At 73.8% G+C, this 21,334-nt stretch carries 18 protein-coding genes and 1 pseudogene; 2 read left to right on the top strand and 17 right to left on the bottom strand.

Annotated features, from left to right (window positions below; translation table 11 throughout):
• Window positions 1-37: 37 nt before the first annotated feature.
• The 7 genes from uvrC to rpe are packed head-to-tail and all read right to left on the bottom strand — an operon-like array spanning window position 38 to window position 6,824.
• Window positions 38-2,206, bottom strand: a complete 2,169-nt coding sequence (gene uvrC / locus LZP97_RS07270) for an excinuclease ABC subunit UvrC (RefSeq protein WP_048773525.1) — start codon at window positions 2,204-2,206, stop codon at window positions 38-40.
• A 9-nt stretch (window positions 2,207-2,215) separates the two neighbouring features.
• Window positions 2,216-2,689, bottom strand: a complete 474-nt coding sequence (locus tag LZP97_RS07265) for a PH domain-containing protein (RefSeq protein WP_017682233.1) — start codon at window positions 2,687-2,689, stop codon at window positions 2,216-2,218.
• The gene (ribH, locus tag LZP97_RS07260) at window positions 2,686-3,168 is read right to left on the bottom strand and encodes a 6,7-dimethyl-8-ribityllumazine synthase (protein WP_048773526.1); all 483 of its coding nucleotides are present in this window, start codon (window positions 3,166-3,168) and stop codon (window positions 2,686-2,688) included. The genes LZP97_RS07265 and ribH overlap by 4 nt, the downstream gene beginning before the upstream one ends.
• Complete coding sequence (locus LZP97_RS07255) at window positions 3,169-4,419, bottom strand: bifunctional 3,4-dihydroxy-2-butanone-4-phosphate synthase/GTP cyclohydrolase II (RefSeq protein WP_006937680.1); 1,251 nt, start codon at window positions 4,417-4,419, stop codon at window positions 3,169-3,171.
• 60 nt (window positions 4,420-4,479) lie between these two features.
• The gene (locus LZP97_RS07250; RefSeq protein ID WP_010595111.1) at window positions 4,480-5,088 is read right to left on the bottom strand and encodes a riboflavin synthase; all 609 of its coding nucleotides are present in this window, start codon (window positions 5,086-5,088) and stop codon (window positions 4,480-4,482) included.
• Window positions 5,089-5,100: 12 nt separating this feature from the next.
• Complete coding sequence (ribD, locus tag LZP97_RS07245; protein ID WP_228287154.1) at window positions 5,101-6,144, bottom strand: bifunctional diaminohydroxyphosphoribosylaminopyrimidine deaminase/5-amino-6-(5-phosphoribosylamino)uracil reductase RibD; 1,044 nt, start codon at window positions 6,142-6,144, stop codon at window positions 5,101-5,103.
• Window positions 6,141-6,824, bottom strand: a complete 684-nt coding sequence (gene rpe, locus LZP97_RS07240; RefSeq protein WP_026138115.1) for a ribulose-phosphate 3-epimerase — start codon at window positions 6,822-6,824, stop codon at window positions 6,141-6,143. The genes ribD and rpe overlap by 4 nt, the downstream gene beginning before the upstream one ends.
• A gap of 172 nt (window positions 6,825-6,996) precedes the next feature.
• On the opposite strand from rpe, the gene ppsA reads away from it, so the two are divergent.
• Window positions 6,997-9,276 carry a phosphoenolpyruvate synthase gene (ppsA, locus tag LZP97_RS07235; RefSeq protein ID WP_010595114.1) on the top strand — a complete coding sequence of 760 codons (2,280 nt, stop codon included), beginning with the start codon at window positions 6,997-6,999 and terminating at the stop codon, window positions 9,274-9,276.
• A 65-nt stretch (window positions 9,277-9,341) separates the two neighbouring features.
• Here ppsA and LZP97_RS07230 read toward each other — a convergent pair whose 3' ends face one another.
• The 3 genes from LZP97_RS07230 to fmt form a co-directional block, all read right to left on the bottom strand.
• Window positions 9,342-10,271 (bottom strand): 1-phosphofructokinase family hexose kinase, encoded by a 930-nt coding sequence (locus LZP97_RS07230; RefSeq protein ID WP_048773529.1) that lies wholly within the window; start codon window positions 10,269-10,271, stop codon window positions 9,342-9,344.
• A 91-nt stretch (window positions 10,272-10,362) separates the two neighbouring features.
• Window positions 10,363-11,808 carry an RsmB/NOP family class I SAM-dependent RNA methyltransferase gene (locus tag LZP97_RS07225; RefSeq protein ID WP_048773530.1) on the bottom strand — a complete coding sequence of 482 codons (1,446 nt, stop codon included), beginning with the start codon at window positions 11,806-11,808 and terminating at the stop codon, window positions 10,363-10,365.
• The gene (fmt, locus tag LZP97_RS07220; protein ID WP_048773532.1) at window positions 11,805-12,728 is read right to left on the bottom strand and encodes a methionyl-tRNA formyltransferase; all 924 of its coding nucleotides are present in this window, start codon (window positions 12,726-12,728) and stop codon (window positions 11,805-11,807) included. The genes LZP97_RS07225 and fmt overlap by 4 nt, the downstream gene beginning before the upstream one ends.
• Before the next feature lie 227 nt (window positions 12,729-12,955).
• Between fmt and LZP97_RS07215 the strand changes: the two are divergent.
• Window positions 12,956-13,336 (top strand): annotated as a pseudogene (locus LZP97_RS07215) (rhodanese-like domain-containing protein); the annotation flags it as partial.
• On the opposite strand, the gene LZP97_RS07210 reads toward LZP97_RS07215, so the two are convergent.
• From LZP97_RS07210 to gmk, 7 genes are all read right to left on the bottom strand, one after another.
• Entirely contained in the window at window positions 13,236-14,381 is a 1,146-nt protein-coding gene (locus LZP97_RS07210; RefSeq protein ID WP_048773533.1) for a phosphatase PAP2 family protein, read from the bottom strand. The pseudogene LZP97_RS07215 and the gene LZP97_RS07210 overlap by 101 nt on opposite strands.
• Before the next feature lie 114 nt (window positions 14,382-14,495).
• The gene (locus tag LZP97_RS07205) at window positions 14,496-15,476 is read right to left on the bottom strand and encodes an esterase/lipase family protein (protein ID WP_010595121.1); all 981 of its coding nucleotides are present in this window, start codon (window positions 15,474-15,476) and stop codon (window positions 14,496-14,498) included.
• Window positions 15,477-15,654: 178 nt separating this feature from the next.
• Complete coding sequence (locus tag LZP97_RS07200; RefSeq protein ID WP_082170405.1) at window positions 15,655-17,673, bottom strand: primosomal protein N'; 2,019 nt, start codon at window positions 17,671-17,673, stop codon at window positions 15,655-15,657.
• Between the two features lie 21 nt (window positions 17,674-17,694).
• The gene (metK, locus tag LZP97_RS07195) at window positions 17,695-18,909 is read right to left on the bottom strand and encodes a methionine adenosyltransferase (RefSeq protein WP_017682101.1); all 1,215 of its coding nucleotides are present in this window, start codon (window positions 18,907-18,909) and stop codon (window positions 17,695-17,697) included.
• A 172-nt stretch (window positions 18,910-19,081) separates the two neighbouring features.
• Window positions 19,082-20,365, bottom strand: coding sequence for a bifunctional phosphopantothenoylcysteine decarboxylase/phosphopantothenate--cysteine ligase CoaBC (gene coaBC, locus LZP97_RS07190; RefSeq protein WP_010595124.1), 1,284 nt, complete (start codon window positions 20,363-20,365; stop codon window positions 19,082-19,084).
• Entirely contained in the window at window positions 20,362-20,664 is a 303-nt protein-coding gene (gene rpoZ / locus LZP97_RS07185) for a DNA-directed RNA polymerase subunit omega (RefSeq protein WP_003935406.1), read from the bottom strand. Before rpoZ ends, coaBC begins: the two co-directional genes overlap by 4 nt.
• Window positions 20,661-21,308, bottom strand: a complete 648-nt coding sequence (gene gmk / locus LZP97_RS07180; RefSeq protein ID WP_010595125.1) for a guanylate kinase — start codon at window positions 21,306-21,308, stop codon at window positions 20,661-20,663. The genes rpoZ and gmk overlap by 4 nt, the downstream gene beginning before the upstream one ends.
• Between the last annotated feature and the right edge of the window lie 26 nt (window positions 21,309-21,334).

Raw genomic sequence — 21,334 nt, 5'->3', positions numbered from 1 at the left:
GGCCGGGGTCGAGGCTGCGCCGTCTGCGCCTGCTGCGTCACCGTTCCGTCTCCGTTCGTCCGCCCGACACGCCGACGGTGCCATCATCACTCACCGGCGTGTCCGGCGCAGCCTCGCCCGCCGTCTCGGTGTCCGGGGCGTCGCCGCGCAGGGCGTCGAGCACGGCGCGGGCGGTGGCGACACCGATGCCCGGCACCGCGGTGATCTCCTCCACGCTCGCCTCCCGCAGCCGGGCCACCGACCCGAAGTGCGCGACGAGCGCGTTGCGCCGCGCCTGCCCGAGCCCGCGAACCCCGTCGAGCGCGGACGCGGTCATCCGCCGGGACCGCTTGCTGCGGTGGTAGGTGATGGCGAAGCGGTGCGCCTCGTCGCGCACCCGCTGCAGCAGGTAGAGCGATTCGCTGGTGCGCGGCAGGATGACCGGGTCTTCCTCTCCCGGCACCCACACCTCCTCGAGCCGTTTGGCCAGGCCGATCACCGCGACGTCGGTGATGCCGAGTTCGTCGAGCACCTCCGCCGCGGCGGCGACCTGCGGGGCACCACCGTCGACGACGTACAGGTTCGGCGGGTACGCGAAGCGGCGGGGCCGCCCGGTGGCCGGGTCGAGCGCGGCCTCCGGGGCGAGGTCACCGCCGTCGCCGTCGCGGGCGGCGACCGGGTCACCGCGGCGGGCCGCGTCCGGGTCACCGCGGCGGGCCGCGACCAGGTCACCGCGGGCCGCGGCGAGGTCCCGGTTGTGCCGCAGGAATCGGCGCCGGGTCACCTCGGCGATGGAGGCGACGTCGTCGGAGCGGCCGTCGCCGGCGGCCTCGCGGATGGCGTAGTGGCGGTAGTCGGACTTGCGGGGCAGGCCGTCCTCGAACACCACCAGCGACGCCACGACGTCGGTGCCCTGGACGTGGCTGATGTCGACGCACTCGATGCGCAGCGGGGCCGAGTCCAGGTCGAGGGCCTCCTGGATGCCCTGCAGGGCGGCCGAGCGGGCGGTGAAGTCACCGGCGCGGCGCAGCTTGTGCTGGGTCAGCGCCTCGTGCGCGTTGCGCTGCACGGTCTCGGCGAGGGCCTTCTTGTCCCCGCGTTGCGGTACCCGCAGCCGCACCGGCCCCCCGCGCAGGGTGCCGAGCCAGCGGCTCATCTCCTCCGGGTCGGGCGGCAGGGCGGGCACGAGCACCTCCCGCGGCACCGCGCTGCCGGCCGGTTCGGCCCCGGCCGCCGACAGCGCGGCCTCCTCGCCGTAGAACTGGGTGAGGAACTGCTCGACGAGCAGCGACACCTCCGTCTCGGCGTCGGACGCGCCTGCCGCGGTCTCGGGCCGGTCGACCACGTCCCCGGACTTCTCCACCACCCAGCCGCGCTGTCCGCGCACGCGGCCGCCGCGCACGTGGAACACCTGTACGGCCACCTCGAGCTCGTCGCCGGCGAAGGCGACGAGGTCGGCGTCGGTGCCGTCGCCGAGCACCACCGCCTGCTTCTCCATGGCCCGGCGCAGCGCCCCGAGGTCGTCGCGCAGGCGCGCGGCGGTCTCGAAGTCCAGGTCTTCGGCGGCGGCCTGCATGCGCTGTTCGAGGTCGCGGACCAGCTTGTCGGTGCGGCCGGCGAGGAAGTCGCAGAAGTCCTCGACGATGCGCCGGTGCTCGTCGGCGTCGACGCGGCCCACGCACGGCGCCGAGCACTTGTCGATGTAGCCGAGCAGGCACGGGCGGCCGATCTGCGCGTGACGCTTGAACACCCCGGCGGAGCAGGTGCGGGCCGGGAACACCCGCAGCAGCAGGTCCAGGGTCTCGCGGATGGCCCAGGCGTGGGAGTAGGGCCCGAAGTACCGCACGCCCTTGCGGCGCGGTCCTCGGTAGACGAACAGCCGCGGGTAGTCCTCGTTCAGCGTCACCGCGAGCATGGGGTAGGTCTTGTCGTCGCGGTAGCGGACGTTGAAGCGCGGATCGAACTCCTTGATCCAGTTGTATTCGAGCTGGAGCGCCTCGACCTCGGTGCCCACCACGGTCCACTCGACGGACCCGGCGGTGGTCACCATCTGGCGGGTCCGCGGGTGCAGCGACGCGACGTCGGCGAAGTACGAGTTCAGCCGCGAGCGCAGGCTCTTGGCCTTTCCGACGTAGACGACGCGGCCGTGCGGGTCGCGGAACTTGTACACCCCCGGCTCCACCGGGATGGTGCCGGGAGCAGGGCGATAGGTCGAGGGGTCGGGCACGGGTCCAGGCTAGTCGGCGGTGCCGACGCTCCCGCCGTACCGCTGTTCGAGCTCGCGGAACGCGGTCAGCGCCGCGACGGCGTGCTCGCCGTCGCGGGCCTGTACCGCGACGACGGGCACGTACTCGTCCTGCGGCAGCTCGAGCCTCGGCCACGGCTTGCCCTGGGGGAAGCTCATGCCCCGGACCTGATCCCAGCCGAACGTCTTCTCGCCGAGGATGTTGCGGACCGCCACGCCGGCGGCCCCGGCGCGCAGCCGGGGCCGGGTCAGCAGCAGCACACCGCCGGAGACGACCACCCCCACGCAGACGATGGCGATCTGATCGGCGAGGCGCAGGTTCACGCCGGTGTCGCCGCCGGCGCGCAGCACGAGCGCGGCCCCGATGTGGCCGAGCATGAGCAGGACCGCCGCGACGATCGCCCACCGGGTCATCTTGCGGCTGCGGACCTCGAGGTCCCAGACGGTGTCGGCGGCGGAGGTCACCGCGCGGCCCCGCGCAGCCGCCGCAGGGTGACGGCGGTGTCGAGGGCGGCGGCGCACGCCTGGCCGCCCTTGTCCTCGACGGAGCCGGGCAGTCCGGCCCGGTCGAGGGCCTGTTGTTCGTCGTTCGTGGTCAGGACGCCGTTGCCGACGGGGGTGCCCTCGTCCAACGCGATGCGGGTCAGCCCGTAGGTGACCGCGTCGCACACGTACTCGAAGTGCGGGGTGCCGCCGCGGATCACGACGCCGAGGGCGACGACCGCGTCGTGGGTACGGGCCAGCTGCTGGGCGACGACCGGCAGCTCGATCGCACCGGCGACGCGTTCGACGGTGACGTCGGTGACGCCGGCCCGCTCGGCGACGCGCTGCGCCCCGGCGACGAGCGCCTCGGAGATCTCGGTGTGCCAGCGGCCGGCGACGATGGCCAGCTTCAGCCCGGCCGCCTCGGACAGCTGCAGCTCGGGCAGTCCTTCGCCGCTCATCTACGCGTCCCCCGCCTCGTAGTCGTCCAGGCCGATCAGGTCGTGGCCCATGCGGTCCCGCTTGGTGCGCAGATAGGTGATGTTCTCGGAATTCGCGCGCAGCGGCATCGCCACCCGCTCGGTGATCTGCAGCCCGTAACCGTCGAGGCCGACCCGCTTGGCCGGGTTGTTGGTGAGCAACCGCATCGACGAGATGCCCAGGTCCACGAGGATCTGCGCGCCGATGCCGTAGTCGCGGGCGTCGGCGGGCAGGCCGAGCTGCAGGTTCGCGTCCACGGTGTCCGAGCCGGAGTCCTGGAGCTGGTAGGCCTGCAGCTTGTGCATCAGCCCGATGCCACGGCCCTCGTGTCCGCGCATGTACAGCACCACGCCGCGGCCCTCCATGGCCACCATCTCGAGTGCGGCGTCGAGCTGCGGGCCGCAGTCGCAGCGCAGCGAGCCGAACACGTCGCCGGTCAGGCACTCCGAGTGCACCCGCACGAGCACGTCGGCGCCCTCGCCGTCCGGGCCGGGGATGTCGCCGAGCACCAGCGCGACGTGTTCGACCTCGTCGTAGACGCTCTGGTAGCCGACGGCGGTGAAGTCGCCGTGCCGGGTGGGGATGCGGGCCTCGGCGATGCGCACCACGTGCTTCTCGTGCTTGCGGCGCCAGGCGATCAGGTCGGCGATGGAGATCAGGGCGAGCTTGTGTTCGTCGGCGAAGACCCGCAGTTCCTCGGTCTGAGCCATGTGGCCCTCGTCCTTCTGCGAGACGATCTCGCAGATCACCCCCGCCGGACGCAGGTCGGCCATGCGGGCGAGGTCGACGGCGGCCTCGGTGTGGCCGGGCCGGCGCAGCACGCCGCCCTCCTTGGCGCGCAGCGGCACCACGTGCCCGGGGCGGGTGAAGTCCTGCGCGGTGCTGTTCGGATCGGCGAGCAGGCGCATCGTCGTGGCCCGGTCCGACGCGGAGATGCCGGTGCCGATCCCCTCGCGCGCGTCGACGGTCACCGTGTAGGCGGTGCCGTGCTTGTCCTGGTTGGTCGAGTACATGGGGGGCAGGCCGAGGCGGTCGCAGTCCTCACCGGCCAACGGCACGCACAGGTACCCGGAGGTGTAGCGCACCATGAACGCCACGAGTTCGGGGGTGGCCTTCTCGGCCGCGAAGATGAGGTCGCCCTCGTTCTCGCGGTCCTCGTCGTCGACCACGACGACCGCCTTGCCGGCTGCGATATCGGCGATCGCGCGCTCGATGGTGTCGAACCTCGTCACTTGCGTGGGCTCCAAAATCTCGTGTACGGACAAACTGATTGCCGAGTTCAACAGTACGACTCAGCGGCCGGCGGCCTGCAGCCGCTCCACATACTTGGCGATGACGTCGACCTCGAGGTTGACGAGCGTGCCGGGCGCGGCACTGCCCAGGGTGGTCAGCGACAACGTCGTCGGGATCAGGGAGATCTCGAACCACTCGTCGCCGGGCGTCCCGCCGAGGGCGGAAACGGTCAGCGAGACCCCGTCCACGGTGATCGAGCCCTTGTGCACCACGTACCGGGACACCTCCGCCGGCAGCGAGATCCGCACCACGGTCCAGTTCTCCGACGGGGTGCGGGAGAGCACGGTGCCGGTGCCGTCGACATGCCCCTGGACCAGGTGCCCGCCGAGACGGCTGTTCAGCGCCGCGGCCCGCTCCAGGTTGACGCGGCTGCCCGGACCGAGCTGCGACAGGCTCGAACGGTCGAGGGTCTCCTTCATCACATCGGCGGTGAAGGAGTCACCGCCCTGGACGTCGACGACGGTCAGGCACACACCGTTGACGGCGATGGAGTCGCCGTGGCCGGCGTCGGAGGTCACCACGGGCCCGCGGACGGTGAACCGCGCCGCGTCGGCGAGGTCCTCCCGCGCGACGATCTCCCCCAGTTCCTCCACGATCCCGGTGAACACGTACCCGCTCCTTCACTCCCGGTCGGGGACCAGGGTCAGCAACACGTCGGCGCCGACGGTTTCGACGCGCTCCCGACGAAACCGTAGCGCCTCGGCGATCGTGCCCACGCCCGCGTCCCGTACGGCGGACGGTCCGGCCCCGAGCAGGACCGGCGCGAGGTAGGCCTGGATGCGGTCGACCCGGCCGGCGGCGAGGAACGCCCCGGCCAGGCGCGGGCCGCCCTCGAGCAGCACGTCCGCCCGGTCCGCGAGCGCGCCGAGCACCTCGTCGGGGTCGTGGGTGCGCAGCACCAGGGTCGGCGCGGCGTCGTCGAGAACCCGTGCGGTCCTGGGGATTTCACTTCGGCCGACGACGACGCGCAGCGGTTGGTGCGGGGCCAGCGAGCCGTCCGGCCGCCGGGCGGTCAACCACGGGTCGTCGGCGAGGACGGTGCCGGTGCCGACGACGATCGCGTCGAGGCGGGCACGCTCGGCGTGCACGCGGGCCCGTGCCTGCGGGCCGGAGATCCAGCGGCTCGTGCCGTCGGCCGCGGCGCTGCGCCCGTCCAGGCTCGCCGCGTACTTCCAGGTCACATGGGGACGTCCCGTGCGCTGCCGGTGCAGCCAGGCGCGCAGCGCGCCCGCCTCGGCGAGTTCGGCGCCGAACCCGCCGTGCACGCTCACCCCGGCGGCGCGCAGGGTCTGTGCGCCGCCGGCGGCGGGCGGATTCGGATCGGTCACCGCGTAGTAGACGGCGGCGACGCCGGCACGCAGCAGCGCCTGCGCGCACGGCCCGGTGCGGCCGGTGTGGTTGCACGGCTCGAGGGTGACCACCGCGGTGCCGCCGCGGGCCCGCTCCCCCGCTTCGGTCAGGGCCACGACCTCGGCGTGCGGGCCGCCCGGCGGGCAGGTCGCCCCCACCCCGGCGACCTGCCCGGCCGCGTCGAGGATCACCGCGCCGACCGGCGGGTTGGGGGTGGTGGTGCCGCGCACCGATTCGCCGGCGTCGAGCGCGAGGCGCAGGGCCGCGTCGAGCGGTGCGCCGCTCACCGCCGCCCCACGCGGAGCACCGCTCACGGGGCCAGGGTCAGGTGCGGGGAGGCGTGCGCGGCCCGCTCGCGCAGCTTGCGCACCGCCTCGCCCGGGTCGTCGGCCCCGTACACGGCCGACCCGGCGACGAAGCAGTCGACACCGGCCTCGGCGGCCGCCTCGATGGTGTCGGCGTTGATGCCCCCGTCGATCTCGACGAGCAGGGTCAGCTCGCCGGCGTCGACGAGCCGGCGGACGGCGCGGGCCTTGTCGAGCACGTCCGGGATGAAGGACTGGCCGCCGAATCCGGGCTCGACGCTCATCACCAGCAGCGTGTCGAACTCCTCGAGGATCTCGAGGTACGGCTCGATCGGGGTGCCGGGCTTGACGCTCAGCCCGGCCCGCGCACCGGCGGCCCGGATGTCGCGGGCGACGGCGACGGGGTTGTCGGTGGCCTCGACGTGGAAGGTGACGTTGTGGGCGCCCGCCTCGGCGTAGGGCGGCGCCCAGCGACCCGGATCCTCGATCATCAGATGGCAGTCGAGCGGGATGTCGGTCGCCTTCAGCAACGACTGCACGACCGGAAGGCCGAGGGTCAGGTTCGGGACGAAGTGCGCGTCCATGACGTCGACGTGCAGCCAGTGCGCGTCGGCGACCGCGGCGGCCTCGTCGGCGAGCCGGGCGAAGTCCGCGGAGAGGATGGAGGGAGCAATCATCGGGTGGGCCACGTCCACCGAGTTTAACGGTCCCGGCGGCGGACTCTGCCGCCCGTCACGGTGCCCGCGCCGCCGGCGCGGGTTTTCATGACTTTCGACCCCTGGTTCGGTCTGCTGGGCGATGCTTGAGTGGACGATGGCGGGTCCGGAACCGCTGGGCCCGATGCGGCAGTGGGGAGCGAGAATGGCCACGCACACGGTGTGGGTTCGACCGATCGGCGACGTGGGCGCGGAGGACGCGCCGACGGTGGGCGGCAAGTCCGCCAACCTCGGGGAGATGACCCGCGCCGGGTTCCCCGTGCCGCCCGCCTTCGCCATCACCACCGCCGCCTATCTCGATGCGATGGCCGCGGCGGGAGTGCGCGACCGGCTGCGCGCCGAGGCCGTCCCGGCCCCCGACATCGACGACGCGACGCTGATCCGCACCTCGGCGGAACTGGCGGCGCTGGTGACCGAGTCCACGGTGCCCGACGAAATTCGCGCCGCCATCGTCGCCGCCTACGAGAAACTGGGCGTGGACGTGCCGGTGGCGGTGCGGTCCTCCGCGCCCGCCGAGGACGCCGCGGACACCTCCTTCGCGGGAATCCACGAGTCGTACACCAACATCGCCGGTGCCGACGCGGTGGTGCGCGCCGTGCAGGCGTGCTGGGCGTCGCTGTGGTCCGAACGCGCCCGCACCTACCGCGGCCTGCGCGGGGTGACCGACGAACCGTCCATCGCCGTCGTGGTGCAGGTGATGGTGCGCTCGGAATCGTCGGGGGTGGCGTTCACGGCCGATCCGCGCACCGGCGAACTCGATCGCATCGTCGTCGAGGCCGCCCTCGGTCTGGGCGAGGTCGTCGTCGGGGGGCAGGTCGAGCCCGACACCTACGTCGTCGCCAAGGACGGCTTCACGGTGCTCGATGTACATCTCGGGCATCAGGAGTTCCAGATCGCCTCCACCGACGCCGGCGACAGCCGCGTCGCGGTCGATTCGTCACGGCAGATCCGCGTGCTCGACGAGGAGCAGCTCGGGAAGGTCGCGCGGCTCGCCGCGGACGTCGAACAGCACTACGGCCGGCCGCAGGACCTCGAGTTCGCGTTCGCCGAGGGTGAGCTGTGGATCGTGCAGACCCGCCCGATCACCACCCTCGGGATGCCTGCCGCCGCTGCGGCGTCGGGCAACGGACAGGCGGCGCCGCTGCTGACCGGGCTCGGTGCCGGCCCCGGCCGGGCCACCGGACGGGTCCGGGTGCTGCACGAGCTGGTCGACGGCAAGCGCCTGAGCGACGGGGAGATCCTGGTGGCCCCGATGACGCGCCCCGACTGGCTGCCGATCCTGCGCCGCGCCGGCGGCATCGTCACCGACGGCGGCGGCATCACCTGCCACGCCGCGATCGTCGGCCGCGAACTCGGCAAACCCGTCGTCGTGGGTGCCCGCACCGCGACGCAGGACCTGCAGGACGGCCAGCTGATCACCGTGGACGGCGACGCCGGCGTCGTCTTCGACGGGGAGGTCCGCGCCGAGCGGCCGGCCGCGGCCCAGACCGCCGCCCCGGCGGCCGCCGCATCCGCGCCGACCGTCACCGCGACAGCCGTGTACGTCAATCTCGCCACCCCGGACGCCGCGCAGGCCGTCGCCGACACCGACGTCGACGGGGTGGGGCTGCTGCGGGCGGAATTCATGATCACCGAGGCGCTCGCCGGCCAGCATCCCGCCTACATGATCGCGCAGGGCCGGCGCGAGGAGTACGTGTCGAAGATGGCCGACGGCGTCGCGCGGATCGCGGCGGCCTTCGCCCCGCGTCCGGTGGTGTACCGCGCGATCGACCTGCGCAGCAACGAGTTCGCGAACCTCGAGGGCGGCGAGACGGAGCCGGACGAGGAGAACCCGATGATCGGGTACCGCGGCTGCTTCCGCTACGTGCGCGACCCCGAGCTGTTCTCGCTCGACCTCGACGTCCTGCATCGCGTACGCGCGCAGCATCCCAACGTGCACCTGATGATCCCGTTCGTGCGCACCCGCTGGGAGCTGAAGGAATGCCTGGGCCAGCTCGACGCGCATCCGCTCGGCACCGATCGGCGGATGCTGCGCTGGATCATGGCCGAGGTCCCGTCGGTGGTGTACTGGCTGCCCGAATACGCGAAGCTCGGCATCCACGGCGTGTCGATCGGCAGCAACGACCTGACCCAGCTCGTGCTCGGCGTCGACCGCGACTCCGAGATGTGCAAGGACCTGTTCGACACGCTCGACCCGGCGGTGCTGGACGCGATCGACCACATCATCGAACGCGCGTCGGCGGCCGGCCTGACCACGTCGCTGTGCGGGCAGGCCGTCTCCACCAGCACCGAGCTCGCCGAGCATCTCGTGCGCCGGGGCATCACGTCGGTGTCGGTCACGCCGGACGCGGCCGCACAGACCCGGCGCACGGTGGCGCGGGCCGAGCAGCGGATCGTTCTGGACCGCGCCCGGCACGAGCACTGACGACCCCGGGCGACCGGACCCGTCGGCCCGCTCGGCACCGCCCGGACGACGGGGACGATCGGGTGTCACCGCTCGCGCGCGAGGACGTCGAACCGTTCGACGTCCTCGCGCCGGCAAACCTGGCTGCCCGGGGTGAGCAGCGCCGCCGAGCCGGCGGCGATGCCCAGTGCCAGGGCGTCGCGCAGCGACCGCCCCCGCAGCAAGCCGACGACCAGTCCGGCGACCATGCTGTCGCCCGCGCCGACGGCGCTGCGCACGGGCACGTCCAGCGCTTTCACCCGCGCGGTCGTGTCGGCGGAGACCAGCAGCGCCCCGTCCGGCCCGAGCGAGACCACCACGACCTCGGCGATGCCGGCGTCGACGAGCTCGTGGGCGGCCGCGGCCTGTTCGTGCGGGGTGCGCAGTTCCCGGCCCACCCACTCGCGCAGCTCCCGTAGGCTCGGTTTGACCAGGTGCACACCGGACTTGATGCGGCGCAGCGCGTCCCCCGACGAGTCGAGGACGAAGCGGGCGCCGGCATCGGTGGCCGCGTCGGCCACGCGCTGGACGAACTCGCCCGGCACACCCGGCGGCAGGCTGCCGCTGGCGACGACGTACCGCGCACCGGTGGCGGTCTCGACGAGCACGTCCAGGCACCGTTCCTGATCCCGCACGCTCAGCTCCGGGCCGGGCAGCACGAACCGATACTCCTGGCCGGTGCTGCGCTCGATCGCCGTGAACGACTCCCGGGTCATGCCGTCGATGTCGATGCGCCGGCTGTCGACGCCGCCGCCGGACAGCAGCGCCGAGAGCATGTCCCCGGTCGGGCCGCCGGCCGGATACACCGCTGCGGCCGAGACACCGAGCACCCCGGCGACCTTCGCGACGTTGATCCCGCCGCCGCCGGCCTCGAGTCGCGGCGCCTCGCAGCGCAGTTTGCTGGTGGGCCGCACCTGCTCGGTGTAGGTGGTCATGTCGAGCGCCGGGTTCATGGTCACGGTGACGATGTCGGGCACGACGTGCCTCCTGCCGGGAGCGGGCGGGTCGCGTCCGACCGTATCCGAGCGCGGACCGATTCTCCCGGCGTTCGCGCGGCGAGCTCGCCGGTCAGCTCGCCGGGGCGCGCAGCGCGGCCATGAACATCGCGTCGGTGCCGTGCCGGTGCGGCCACAGCTGCACGGACGGACCGTCGCCGAGACGCGGCACGCCAGGCACGAGCTCGCGCGTGTCGAGCTGCTCGACCCGGTGCCGCCGGACGGCGTCGGCGACGACGGCGAGGGTCTCGGACGTGTGCGGCGAGCACGTCGCGTACAGCACCACCCCACCCGGCCGCAGCAGCCCGATCGCCGAGGCGAGGAGCTGCTTCTGCAACCGCACCAGCTCGGCGACGTCGCCGGGGTTGCGCCGCCACCGGGATTCGGGCCGGCGACGCAGGGCGCCGAGCCCGGTGCACGGCGCGTCGACCAGGATGCGGTCGTAGCCGGGCCCCAGGCCGGGCTCGCGGCCGTCGGCCACGTGCACCGTCACGGGGAGGCCGCGGGTGGACTTGCGGACCAGTTCGGCGCGGTGCTCGACCGGTTCGACGGCGTCGACGGTGAAGCCGTCGATGTCGGCGAGCGCGCCGAGCAGGGCGGCCTTGCCGCCCGGGCCGGCACACAGGTCCAGCCACCGGCCGTGGTCGGGCCCGTCGAGGGGGGCGAGGGTGAGCGCCCGCGCCACCAGCTGACTGCCCTCGTCCTGCACTGCGGCCATGCCCTCGCGCACGGCGTCGAGCTTGCCGGGATCACCGCCGGCATCGAGATGCACGGCGTAGGGCGACCAGGGCCCGATCTCGCCACCGGTGGCCAGCGCGAGTTCCTCCGCGGTGATCACCCCCGGGCGGGCCACCAGGTGCACCACCGGTCGGGCGTCGTCCGCCGCGAGCACCTCCTCGAGCTCCCCGGCGTCCGGGCCGAGCGCGACCGCGAAGGCCTTCGCGATCCACTCCGGGTGCGCATACCGGAAGGCCAGGTGTCCCACCGGGTCGCGAGCCGGGTCGGGGGCGAGCTCGGCGATCCACTGTTCCTCCGGCTTCTCCGCGACGCGGCGCAGCACCGCATTGACGAAGCCGGACTTGCCGTGGCCGAATTCGCCGCGGACGATGTCGACACTCGTCGCGACGGCCGCGTGCGGGGCGATGCGGGTCCGCAGCAGCTGATACGTGCCCAACCGCAGGGTGTCCAGCAGCGCCCCGTCGATCTCGGTGACGGGCCGGTGGGCACAGGCGGCGATCACGGCGTCGAGCAGGCCCTGGGCGCGGGCGGCGCCGTATGTCAGCTCGGTGGCCAGGGCGGCGTCGCGCCCGTCGAGTCGTCGCTCGCGCAGCAGCGCCGGCAGCACCAGGTTGGCGTAGGCGTCGCGCTCCCGGACGGCGCGCAGCACGTCCCGGGCGGCGAGCCGAGCCTGGTCGAGGCCGGCCTCGGCGGGCGACGGCCGGCGGGCCTGCCGGGGCTTGTTGTTGCGGTCCCCGGGCCCGCGGCGGGACCGGCGGGCGGGGCGGCGGGACTCGGTCACTGGGCGCGTACCTCCGGGTCGAGGCGGGCGCCGCGAACCCAGTCCGCGGCCGCCATCGTCTTCTTGCCGGGCGGCTGGACCTGCCCGAGTCGCACGGCGGTGCTGCCGGTGCCGACGAGGACACCGTCCTTGCGGGCCAGGATCTGCCCGGGCGCGAGGGTCTCGTCGGTGCCGGTCACGGGTCCGAGCTTCACGCGCAGGTCGCCGATCATCGTCCAGGCCCCGGGTGCGGGCGTGACCGAACGGATGTGGCGGTCGACGAGGTGTGCGGGACGGTCCCAGCTCACCCGAGCCGACTCGACGGTGACCTTCGGGGCGTGCGAGACGCCGTCCGGGGGTTGGGGCACCGCCGTGAGCATCCCGTCCTCGAGGCCGTCGAGGGTCGATTCGAGCAGCACGGCTCCGGAGTCGGCGAGCCGGGCGAGCAGATCTCCCGCGGTGTCGTCGGGCCGGATCGTCTCGGTGACCACCCCGTAGACCGGGCCGGTGTCGAGGCCCGCCTCGAGCCGGAACGTGCTCGCGCCGGTCACCTCGTCCCCCGCGGCGAGCGCGGCCTGGACGGGCGCGGCGCCGCGCCAGGCGGGCAGCAGCGAGAAGTGGAGGTTCACCCAGCCGAACTTCGGGATGTCGAGCACCGGCTGCGGGATGAGCGCGCCGTAGGCGACGACCGGGCAGCAGTCGGGGGCGAGTTCGGTCAGCCGGGCGACGAAGTCGGGGTCGCGGGGCCGCTCCGGGGTGAGGACCTCGATGCCGTGTTCGTCGGCGAGCCGCCCCACGGCCGAGCGGACGACGCGCCGTCCGCGGCCGGCGGTGGTGTCGGGCCGGGTCACCACCGCGACCACCTCGTGGCGCGGCGAGTCGAGCAGGCGGCGCAGGGCCGGTACGGCCGGTTCGGGGGTCCCGGCGAACACCAGCCGCACGTCAGCGGCCCGTCCGCGGGCGGGAAACGAGGCCCCGGCCCCGGGACGAGGACCGTGCTGGGCCGACCGAACTGTTCACGAATGCTGCTCCCGGATCTCGACGACGAATGGTGCCCTCAGTCTAGGGACCGGGCCTGCGGGCGGTGACAGCCGTCCGCGAACCCGACGGGCCGGGCCGGGCGTGACGAATCCCGGCACCCGTCGGGCCGCGTCGATAGGCTGAGCCGATGGCAGAGACGCGAGAACGGATGGAACGGTCCCCCCGGGTGCGCTCGGCGGATCCCGCGGGCGTGCCCTGGCCGGCGGCGCAGGAGCAGGACGTGGTCCTGGTGGACACCACGTGGGGCGAGCTGCAGCCGCTGCAGTGCGCGCCCGGGGTGGTGACCGTCGGCGAGCTGGAACTGACCGAGCTGGTCGCGAACGGAGCGGTGCTCGTCGACACCCGGGTCCCGGACTCGCGCAAGGGCAGGTCCATTCCGGGCGCGATCAATCTGCCGCACGGCCGGATCACGGAGCTGCGGGACCGGCTCGATCCGTCCCGGGTGTCGATCCTGTTCTGCAACGGCCCGCAGTGTCCGCAGTCCCCGATGGCGATCCGGGAGCTGCTCGAGGCGGGGTACCCGGCGTCCGCGCTGGCGTACTACCGCGGTGGCCTGCACGACTGGGTGACGCTGGCGATGCCGCTGGAGCAGGTGGACTGACCTGCGGGGCACGCCGCGCCCCGCGGCGCGCCTCCCAGGCTCGGGCGGCCAGGACGGCGAGCCCGACGTAACCCCAGCCGAGCAGCACGTCGACCAGGTAGTGTTCGCCGCCGTAGACGAGCGTGAAGGCCATGGCCAGCGGGAACGCCACCAGCAGGGCCCGCATCCAGGCGCGCCGCGCGATCGGCCACAGGGCGACCGCCACGAGCAGGGCGAATGCCGAGTGCAGCGACGGCAGCGCGGCGACCGGGTTGCCCTGCGCCTCCAACCATCGGGTGCCGACGTCGATGGGCACCACGCCGAACCCGAAGCCGGTGACCCGGCCGACGCCTTCCGGCAGGACGCCCACCTCGGACGCATACCACGGCGGGGCCGCCGGCACGAGGATGTAGGTGATGAGCCCGAAGTACGACAGGAGCAGCACCCGTCGCATGTATCCGGCCCAGCGCGCCCGCGACTGCAGGTACAGCACGGCCGCGAGCAACCACGGCACGAGGAAATGGCTGGTGTAGACGACCGAGGTGAGCATCGTCCAGCCGGGCCGCTCCCCGTCCGCGCCGAGCAGGCGTTCCTGCAGCCACACCGTCGGGACCGTGCCGAACAGCCAGCTCTCCACGGCGACCAGTTCGTGTATTCGAACGGGCAGGCCGAGTTCGTCGGCGATGCCACGGGTGTGGTCGTAGACCACGAGCGCCGCGACCAGGGGCAACCAGTCGACGACGACGCGCACGTGCCCGCGCCACGGCCGGTCGATCGCGAAGGCGATCAGCCCGGCGACGATCCAGGCCGCCTGGTACACCCGGTCGGCGGGGATGCCCATCGTGACGACGGTGCCGACCAGCGCGATGAGGTACCCGCACCGCGCGGCCACCCGGAGGTACTGCCGCGGCGGCACGAGCTGCGGCGCCCGCATCACCGCGAGAGCGCGTGCCGGAAGCGAGGGGGCGTTCACCGCTACCTCCCTTCGGCGCGCCGTCCCGGGCGCCGGTGACCGTCGTCCGCAGGGGCTCGTGCCGCCCGCATACCCATGATCGGGGTACCGGACACGCCCCGGGGACGGAACGGCTCAGGAGTTGCTCTCGATGATCAGTTCGGGGATGCCCGTGCCGAGCCGCACCGGGACACACTCGCCGGGGGCGTACCGCTCGGGGTCGAGGGCGTGCCGGATCACGGTGAGCGAGAACGGGTCGTACACCATGTTGAAGTGCCCGGTCTGATCCGGTGGGCACAGGTCCTGGATCATCAGGTTGACCGCCCCGGGTCCGCGCAACGCGACGTTGGTGGCCGGCTGGATGACCTCGTCGACGCGGGATCCGATGGTGGTGTAGCGGACGCCGGGAACGGTGTCGACCGGGGTGTTGAGCTCGGTGAGCAGCTCGGAGCCCTGCAGCTGCTGCGCGAGGGCCACCGAGAAGAAGTCCTCGACCGCGCCGGTGGCGCCCGGAGCGGCCACGACCGCGGCGCCGAGCCCGTAGAAGGTGCCGCCGTAGCTCGGCGAGGCCACCCCCACCCAGCGGTCCACGACGGCCGAGCCGCCCAGCCGGTTGACGTAGTACCGCGCGACGGTCGCACCCTGCGAGTAGCCGACGAGGTCGACCTCGTCGGCGCCGGTGCCGGCACGCACCCGCTCGACGAACGTCCCGAGCTGCGCGGCGCTGACCCGGATGTCGCCGGTGCCGTACTCGTCGGCACCGTCGGCCTTGCCGTAGTCGAGGGCGAACACGCACCATCCGGCATCGGCGAGCATCGGTGCGACCGCGGCCCAGTCCGAGTAGGAGTTGGAGTCGGTGCCGTGGGCGAGCACCACCGGTCGTGGATGCTCCGGAGACGGCACGCACCCGAAGTCGTTCGACCGCGCCGGCGCCGTTCCGGGATGCTCCTCGGCGTAGCCGGCGGCCTGGGCGTGGGTGGTGGCCACGGGGCCCGGGTCGACGGGTACGGACGCCGACGACCCCGGCGCGGCGGTGACGGCCGCGGCGCCCGTGACGGCCGCGGCGGCCACCGCGATACCGGCCAGCGCCCCGGCAATCCTGCGTGCGCCGTTCACGGCCCCTCCCTCCGGCTCGCCCGCAGCCGGGCTCCCGTCACCAGAATCGACCCCTCGGGACCTATCGTGACACAGGTGCGCCCCACCGGCATGTCATCTTTCCGCAGGTGACGGGGGGTTCTTCCCGTCCTGCCACCCGGGGCGATCCTCCGCGCGGCGCCGGAGGCCGTGGCGGCCGTCACCCGACGCGCAGCGGATCGATCTGCACCCGCAACGCCCCCTCGCCGCGGCGGGCACTGCGGGCGGCCTGCGCCTCACGCAGGGCGCGGCCGAGCGCGAGGCCCCGGCCGCGCGGCACCCGGATCACCATGCGCTGCACCTCGTCCGGCTCGGGATCGTCGGCCCCGAACGGCAGCCGCTCCCCCGGCGGCAACGGCACCGGCCCGAGCACCTCCGCCTCCGGCGGGAGCGTCGCGGCGGCCAGCAGGTCGGCGACTGCGGCGGCGGTGCCGTCGACGGCGGCCATGTGCACCGCCGGCGGGAAGCCGACCTCGGCGCGCTCGGCGAGCTGGGACTGCGCGTGCCCGATCGGGTCCCACCGCACCAGTGCCTGCACGGTGGGGATGCCGGCGTCTGCGACGACGACGACCTGGCCGCCGTCGGCGAAGGGCCGCACCAGCGACGACGCGGTGAGCCAGCGACGCATCGTCTCCTCGGCGGCCCGCAGGTCGGCGCGGCCGAGCAGGGCCCACCCGTCGAGCAGCAGCGCCGCGCCGTACCCCCCGGCGGCGACGGGTTCGGCGCCCACCGTGGCCACGACGAGCGCCGGTCCCGCCGGGGCGGTGGCTTTGACCTCCGTCCCACCGGAGGTGACCACCGGGACACCGGGGAACGCCCGGCCGAGTTCCTCGGCGGTGCGCCCGGCGCCGACGACGACGGCGCGCAGGGCACGAGCACCGCACGCGTGGCAGCGGTGGGTGGCGTCGGCGATGCCGCACCAGCGGCAGGCGGGGGTCGCGGCACCGTCCGGGCCGGCGGCCTGCGGCAACGCGAGCGGGCCGTTGCAGTGCCGGCAGCGGGCCGGGGTCCGGCACTTGGCGCACGCCAGCGCAGGCACGTAGCCGCGGCGGGGCACCTGCACGAGCACCCCGCGGTCGGCGCCCAGGGCGGCGCGGGCGGCGGCGAAGGCGATGGCCGGCAGGCGGGCGGCGCGGGCGGCGGGGTCGCGGGCGAGGGCCTGGTCGCTGTCGGCGAGGGCGGTGATCTTGGGGGCGCTGGCACGGACGACGTCGCGGGGGGCGGCGAGGTCGTGCGCCCATCCGGTGTCGACGAGGGCCTGGGTCTCGGCGGTGCGGGCGTGCCCGGCCAGGACGACGGCGGCACCGGTGGCGTGGGCTCGCAGCAGCGCCACCTCTCGGGCGTGCGGGTACGGCGCCCGGGGCTCGGAGTGCAGGTCGTCGCCGTCGTCCCACACCACGAGCAGGCCGAGGGCGGGGGTGGGAGCGAACACCGCGGCCCGGGTGCCGACGACGATGCGGGCGGTTCCGCGCAGCGCCGCGAGCCAGCGCCGGTAGCGCACGGCCGGACCGAGCCCGGCGGCGAGCCCGACGACGCAGTCGGCGCCGGCCATGTCGGCGCAGGCGGTCACGACCCGGTCGAGGTCGCGCTGGTCGGGCACCACGAGCACCGCGGCGTGGCCGGTGGCGGCGACCGCCGCCGCGAGTTCGGCCAGGCGACGGGGCCAGTCCTCTCCGGGCAGGGACTGCCAGGCCGCGCGGGGGGCGCGGCCGGCGGCGAGGGCGTCGAGGAAGTTCTCGCCGTGGCGGTATCGGGACCAGGCGATCCGGTCGACGGCCGGTGCCGCGGTGGGCGGTGCGGGTGGCGGGTCCTCCGCCTCGACCCGGGCGTGCCGCGGGGGCACCGCGAGTCGCAGCACGTCGGCTCGGGTACCGGCGTAGCGGGCGGCGACGGCGTCGGCGAGGGCGGCGATCTCGGGGGTCAGGACGACCTCGGGCGAGACGATCCGGTCGAGCCAGCCGAGCCGGCCCGTGTGCTCGCTGGTCGGCGCGCGGGACAGCAGGAAGCCGTCGACGAGCCTGCCGGCGAACCGGACGCGCACCCGCACGCCCGGCCGCGCCTCGGCATCGAACTCCCGCGGGATCAGATAGTCGAACTCGCGGTCGAGGTGGGGCAACGGCAGCAGCGGCAGGATCCGCGCCACCGGATCCGTCTCGGCCGCGGTCCTGTCGGTGGCCACCCGGACCGTCGAGGGTCCGGGTTACAGACCGGCGGCGGCGCGCAGCTTCTCGGCCCGGTCGGTGTTCTCCCACGGCAGGTCGATGTCGGTGCGGCCGAAGTGCCCGTACGCGGCGGTCTGTGCGTAGATCGGCCGCAGCAGGTCCAGGTCCCGGATGATCGCACCCGGTCGCAGGTCGAACACCTCGGTGATCGCCTGCTGGATCCGTGCCGGGTCGGTCTTCTCGGTGCCGAACGTCTCGACGAACAGTCCCACCGGGGCGGCCTTGCCGATGGCGTAGGCCACCTGCACCTCGAGCCGGCCGGCCAGGCCCGCGGCCACGGCGGTCTTGGCGACCCACCGCATCGCGTAGGCGGCCGAGCGGTCCACCTTCGACGGGTCCTTGCCCGAGAACGCGCCGCCGCCGTGCCGGGCCATGCCGCCGTAGGTGTCGACGATGATCTTGCGGCCGGTCAGGCCCGCATCCCCCATCGGGCCGCCGAGCACGAACGACCCGGACGGGTTCACCAGCAACCGCAGGCCGGTGGTGTCCAGGCCCGCGAGGCTCGGGTCCGCCAGCACCGCCTCGACGACGTGGGTACGCAGGTCCGGGGTGAGCAGGTTGTTCAGGTCGATGTCCGCCGCGTGCTGGGTGGAGATCACCACGGTGTCCAAGCGGACCGGGCGGTCGCCGTCGTACTCGATGGTGACCTGGGTCTTGCCGTCCGGCCGCAGGTACGGCAGCACCCCGCTCTTGCGGACCTCGGTGAGCCGGCGCGAGAGCCGGTGCGCCAGCGCGATCGGCAGCGGCATCAGTTCCGGGGTGTCCGAGCAGGCGTAGCCGAACATCAGGCCCTGGTCGCCGGCGCCCTGCCGGGCCACCTCGTCGTCGGTGAGCACCCCGGTGCGGGCCTCGTGCGAGACGTCGACGCCGCCGGCGATCTCCGGGGACTGCGCGCCGATGGCGATGTTGACCCCGCAGGAGTTGCCGTCGAAACCCTTCGAGGACGAGTCGTAGCCGATCTCGAGGACCCGGTCGCGCACGATCTTCGGGATGTCCGCGTAGGCCGAGGTGGTGACCTCCCCGACCACGTGCACCTGCCCGGTGGTCACGAGGGTCTCGACCGCGACGCGGGCGCGGGGGTCTTCGGTGAGCAGCGCGTCGAGGACGGAGTCGCTGATCGCGTCACAGATCTTGTCCGGGTGTCCCTCCGTCACGGACTCACTGGTGAAAAGCCGACCGCCGGTCTTGCTCACGGAACTCCCTCTCGACTGGTTGTGTCTAGCTCGAACGATATGGGCGACGCTACTGTTCCGGCCGCGCCGACGCGAGACTTTCGCTCACGGGCGCGCCCCCGACGTCACGGGCGCGCCGCCCCCGCGTCACGGGCGCACCGCCCCCGACGTCACGGACGCGCCGCTGCCAGGGTCACGACCGGTCCTGCGCCAGCAGCGGGCGCAGTGCGTCGAGGACGCGGCTGGCCATCAGCGCCTTGGAGCCGTGCGCGAGGGCGGTCTCGGAACCGTCTGCCGCCAGCAGCCACCCGTCGTTGTGGTCGACCTCGAACGCCTTCCCGTCGCCGACGGCGTTGACCACCAGCAGATCGCAGCCCTTGCGGGCCAGTTTGGCGCGGGCGTGGGTGAGGACGTCGCCCTCGGCGTCGCCGGTCTCGGCGGCGAAACCGACGATGACGGTGCTCGCCGGCAGCGTGCCCTCGGTGCGGGCGGCGACCAGCCCGGCGAGAATGTCCTCGTTCTTGGTCAGCGCGATCGCCTCCGGCTCGCCCGCGCCCTTCTTGATCTTGCTGGTGGCGAAGGTGCTCGGCCGGAAGTCGGCGACGGCGGCGGACATGACGACCGCGTCCGCACCGGCGGCATGCTTGGTGACCGCGGCCTGCATCTGGGCGGCGGTCTGGACCTGCACCACCTCCACCGCGGCGGGATCGGCCAGCCCGGCCACCGCCCCGGCGACGAGGGTGACGTCGGCGCCGCGCTGGGCGGCGAGCCGGGCGAGGGCATAGCCCTGCTTGCCGGAGCTGCGGTTGCCGAGGAACCGCACCGGGTCCAGCGGTTCGCGGGTGCCGCCGGCGGAGACGACGATGCGCCGCCCGGTCAGATCCCGCGGCAACGCGTCCGGTCGTTCGAGCAGCAGCGACGCCAGTCCGAAGATCTCCTCGGGTTCGGGGAGCCGGCCGGCGCCGGTGTCGTGCCCGGTGAGCCGGCCGGAGGCGGGCTCGACGACGACGGCGCCGCGGCGGCGCAGCGTGGCGACGTTGTCCACCGTCGCCGGGTGTTCCCACATCTCGGTGTGCATCGCAGGCGCGAACACGACCGGGCACCGCGCGGTGAGCAGCGTGGCGGTGAGCAGGTCGTCGGCACGGCCGTGGGCGGCGCGGGCCATCAGGTCGGCGGTGGCGGGGGCGACGACCACCAGGTCGGCCTCCTGTCCGAGCCGCACGTGCGGAACCTGCGGCACGTCGGCGAACACGCCGGTGTGCACGGGGTTGCCGGACAGGGCCTCGAAGGTGGCGCGGCCGACGAACTCGAGCGCCGAGTCCGTCGGGATGACCCGCACGTGGTGTCCACTTTCGGTGAACGCCCGGATCAGCGCGCAGGCCTTGTAGGCGGCGATGCCGCCACCGACGCCGACGACGATGCGGCGGCGTTGCGCGAATTCCGAGTGGTCCGCGGTGCCCGCGGCGCGCTGGCTCACTCGCCTTCGGCGTGCTCGAGCAGGTCTGCGTGGATCTCCCGCAGCGCGATCGACAGCGGCTTCTCCTGCAGGCCGGGCTCGACGAGCGGGCCGACGTACTCGAGGATGCCGTCGCCGAGCTGGTTGTAGTAGTCGTTGATCTGCCGGGCACGCTTGGCTGCGTAGATCACCAGCGCGTACTTCGAGGAGGTGCGCTCGAGCAGCTCGTCGATGGGCGGGTTGGTGATGCCCAGCGGGGTGTCGTAGGCCGGCAGGTCGTGGCCGGCGGTGTCGGACACGGCTGCTTGGGTGCTGCTCACTCGGTGTTCTCCTGTGTCGTTCCGGAGCTCTGGTGGGGCCCGGGATTCGGGTTCGAGGCGGGGAAGGTCGTGATCGGCTGCGGACGGTCGGGGCGATCGTCGCGGGGACCGACCAACAAGGATACCAATTCGTCGCAGGCGCGGTCGACGTCCTCGTTGACGATCACCGTGTCGAACTCGTCGCGGGCGTCGAGTTCGGTCCGGGCGGTCTCGAGCCGGCGGCGGACCACCTCGTCCGATTCGGTGCCGCGGCCGGTGAGGCGGGCGACCAGCACATCCCAGCTCGGCGGCGCCAGGAAGGCCAGCACGGCCTCCGGCATGGCGGCGCGCACGGAGCGGGCGCCGGTCAGGTCCACCTCGACGAGCACGGGGCGTCCCGAGGCGAGCGCGTCCCGCACGGGACCGGCGGGGGTGCCCGAGCGTTGCAGCCCGCCGTGGATCTCGGCCCACTCGAGCAGGTCCCCGGACTCGATCATCCGATCGAACTCGTCGCGGCTGACGAAGTGGTAGTCCACCCCGTTCACCTCGCCGGGCCGGGGGTCGCGGGTGGTGGCCGACACGCTGAACAGCAGGTCGGGCACCCGGCTGCGGAGCCGGCGGACAACGGTGGACTTCCCGACGGCGGAGGGGCCGGCCAGCACCACCAGCCGGCCCCTCCGCGTCGTGGAAC

Origin of the sequence: Rhodococcus sp. DMF-1 (assembly GCF_021441945.1) — a bacterium.
Classification (GTDB): domain Bacteria; phylum Actinomycetota; class Actinomycetes; order Mycobacteriales; family Mycobacteriaceae; genus Rhodococcus; species Rhodococcus ruber.
Note: the sequence above shows the minus strand (reverse complement) of the source record. Positions and strands in the feature narration are given on the sequence as shown.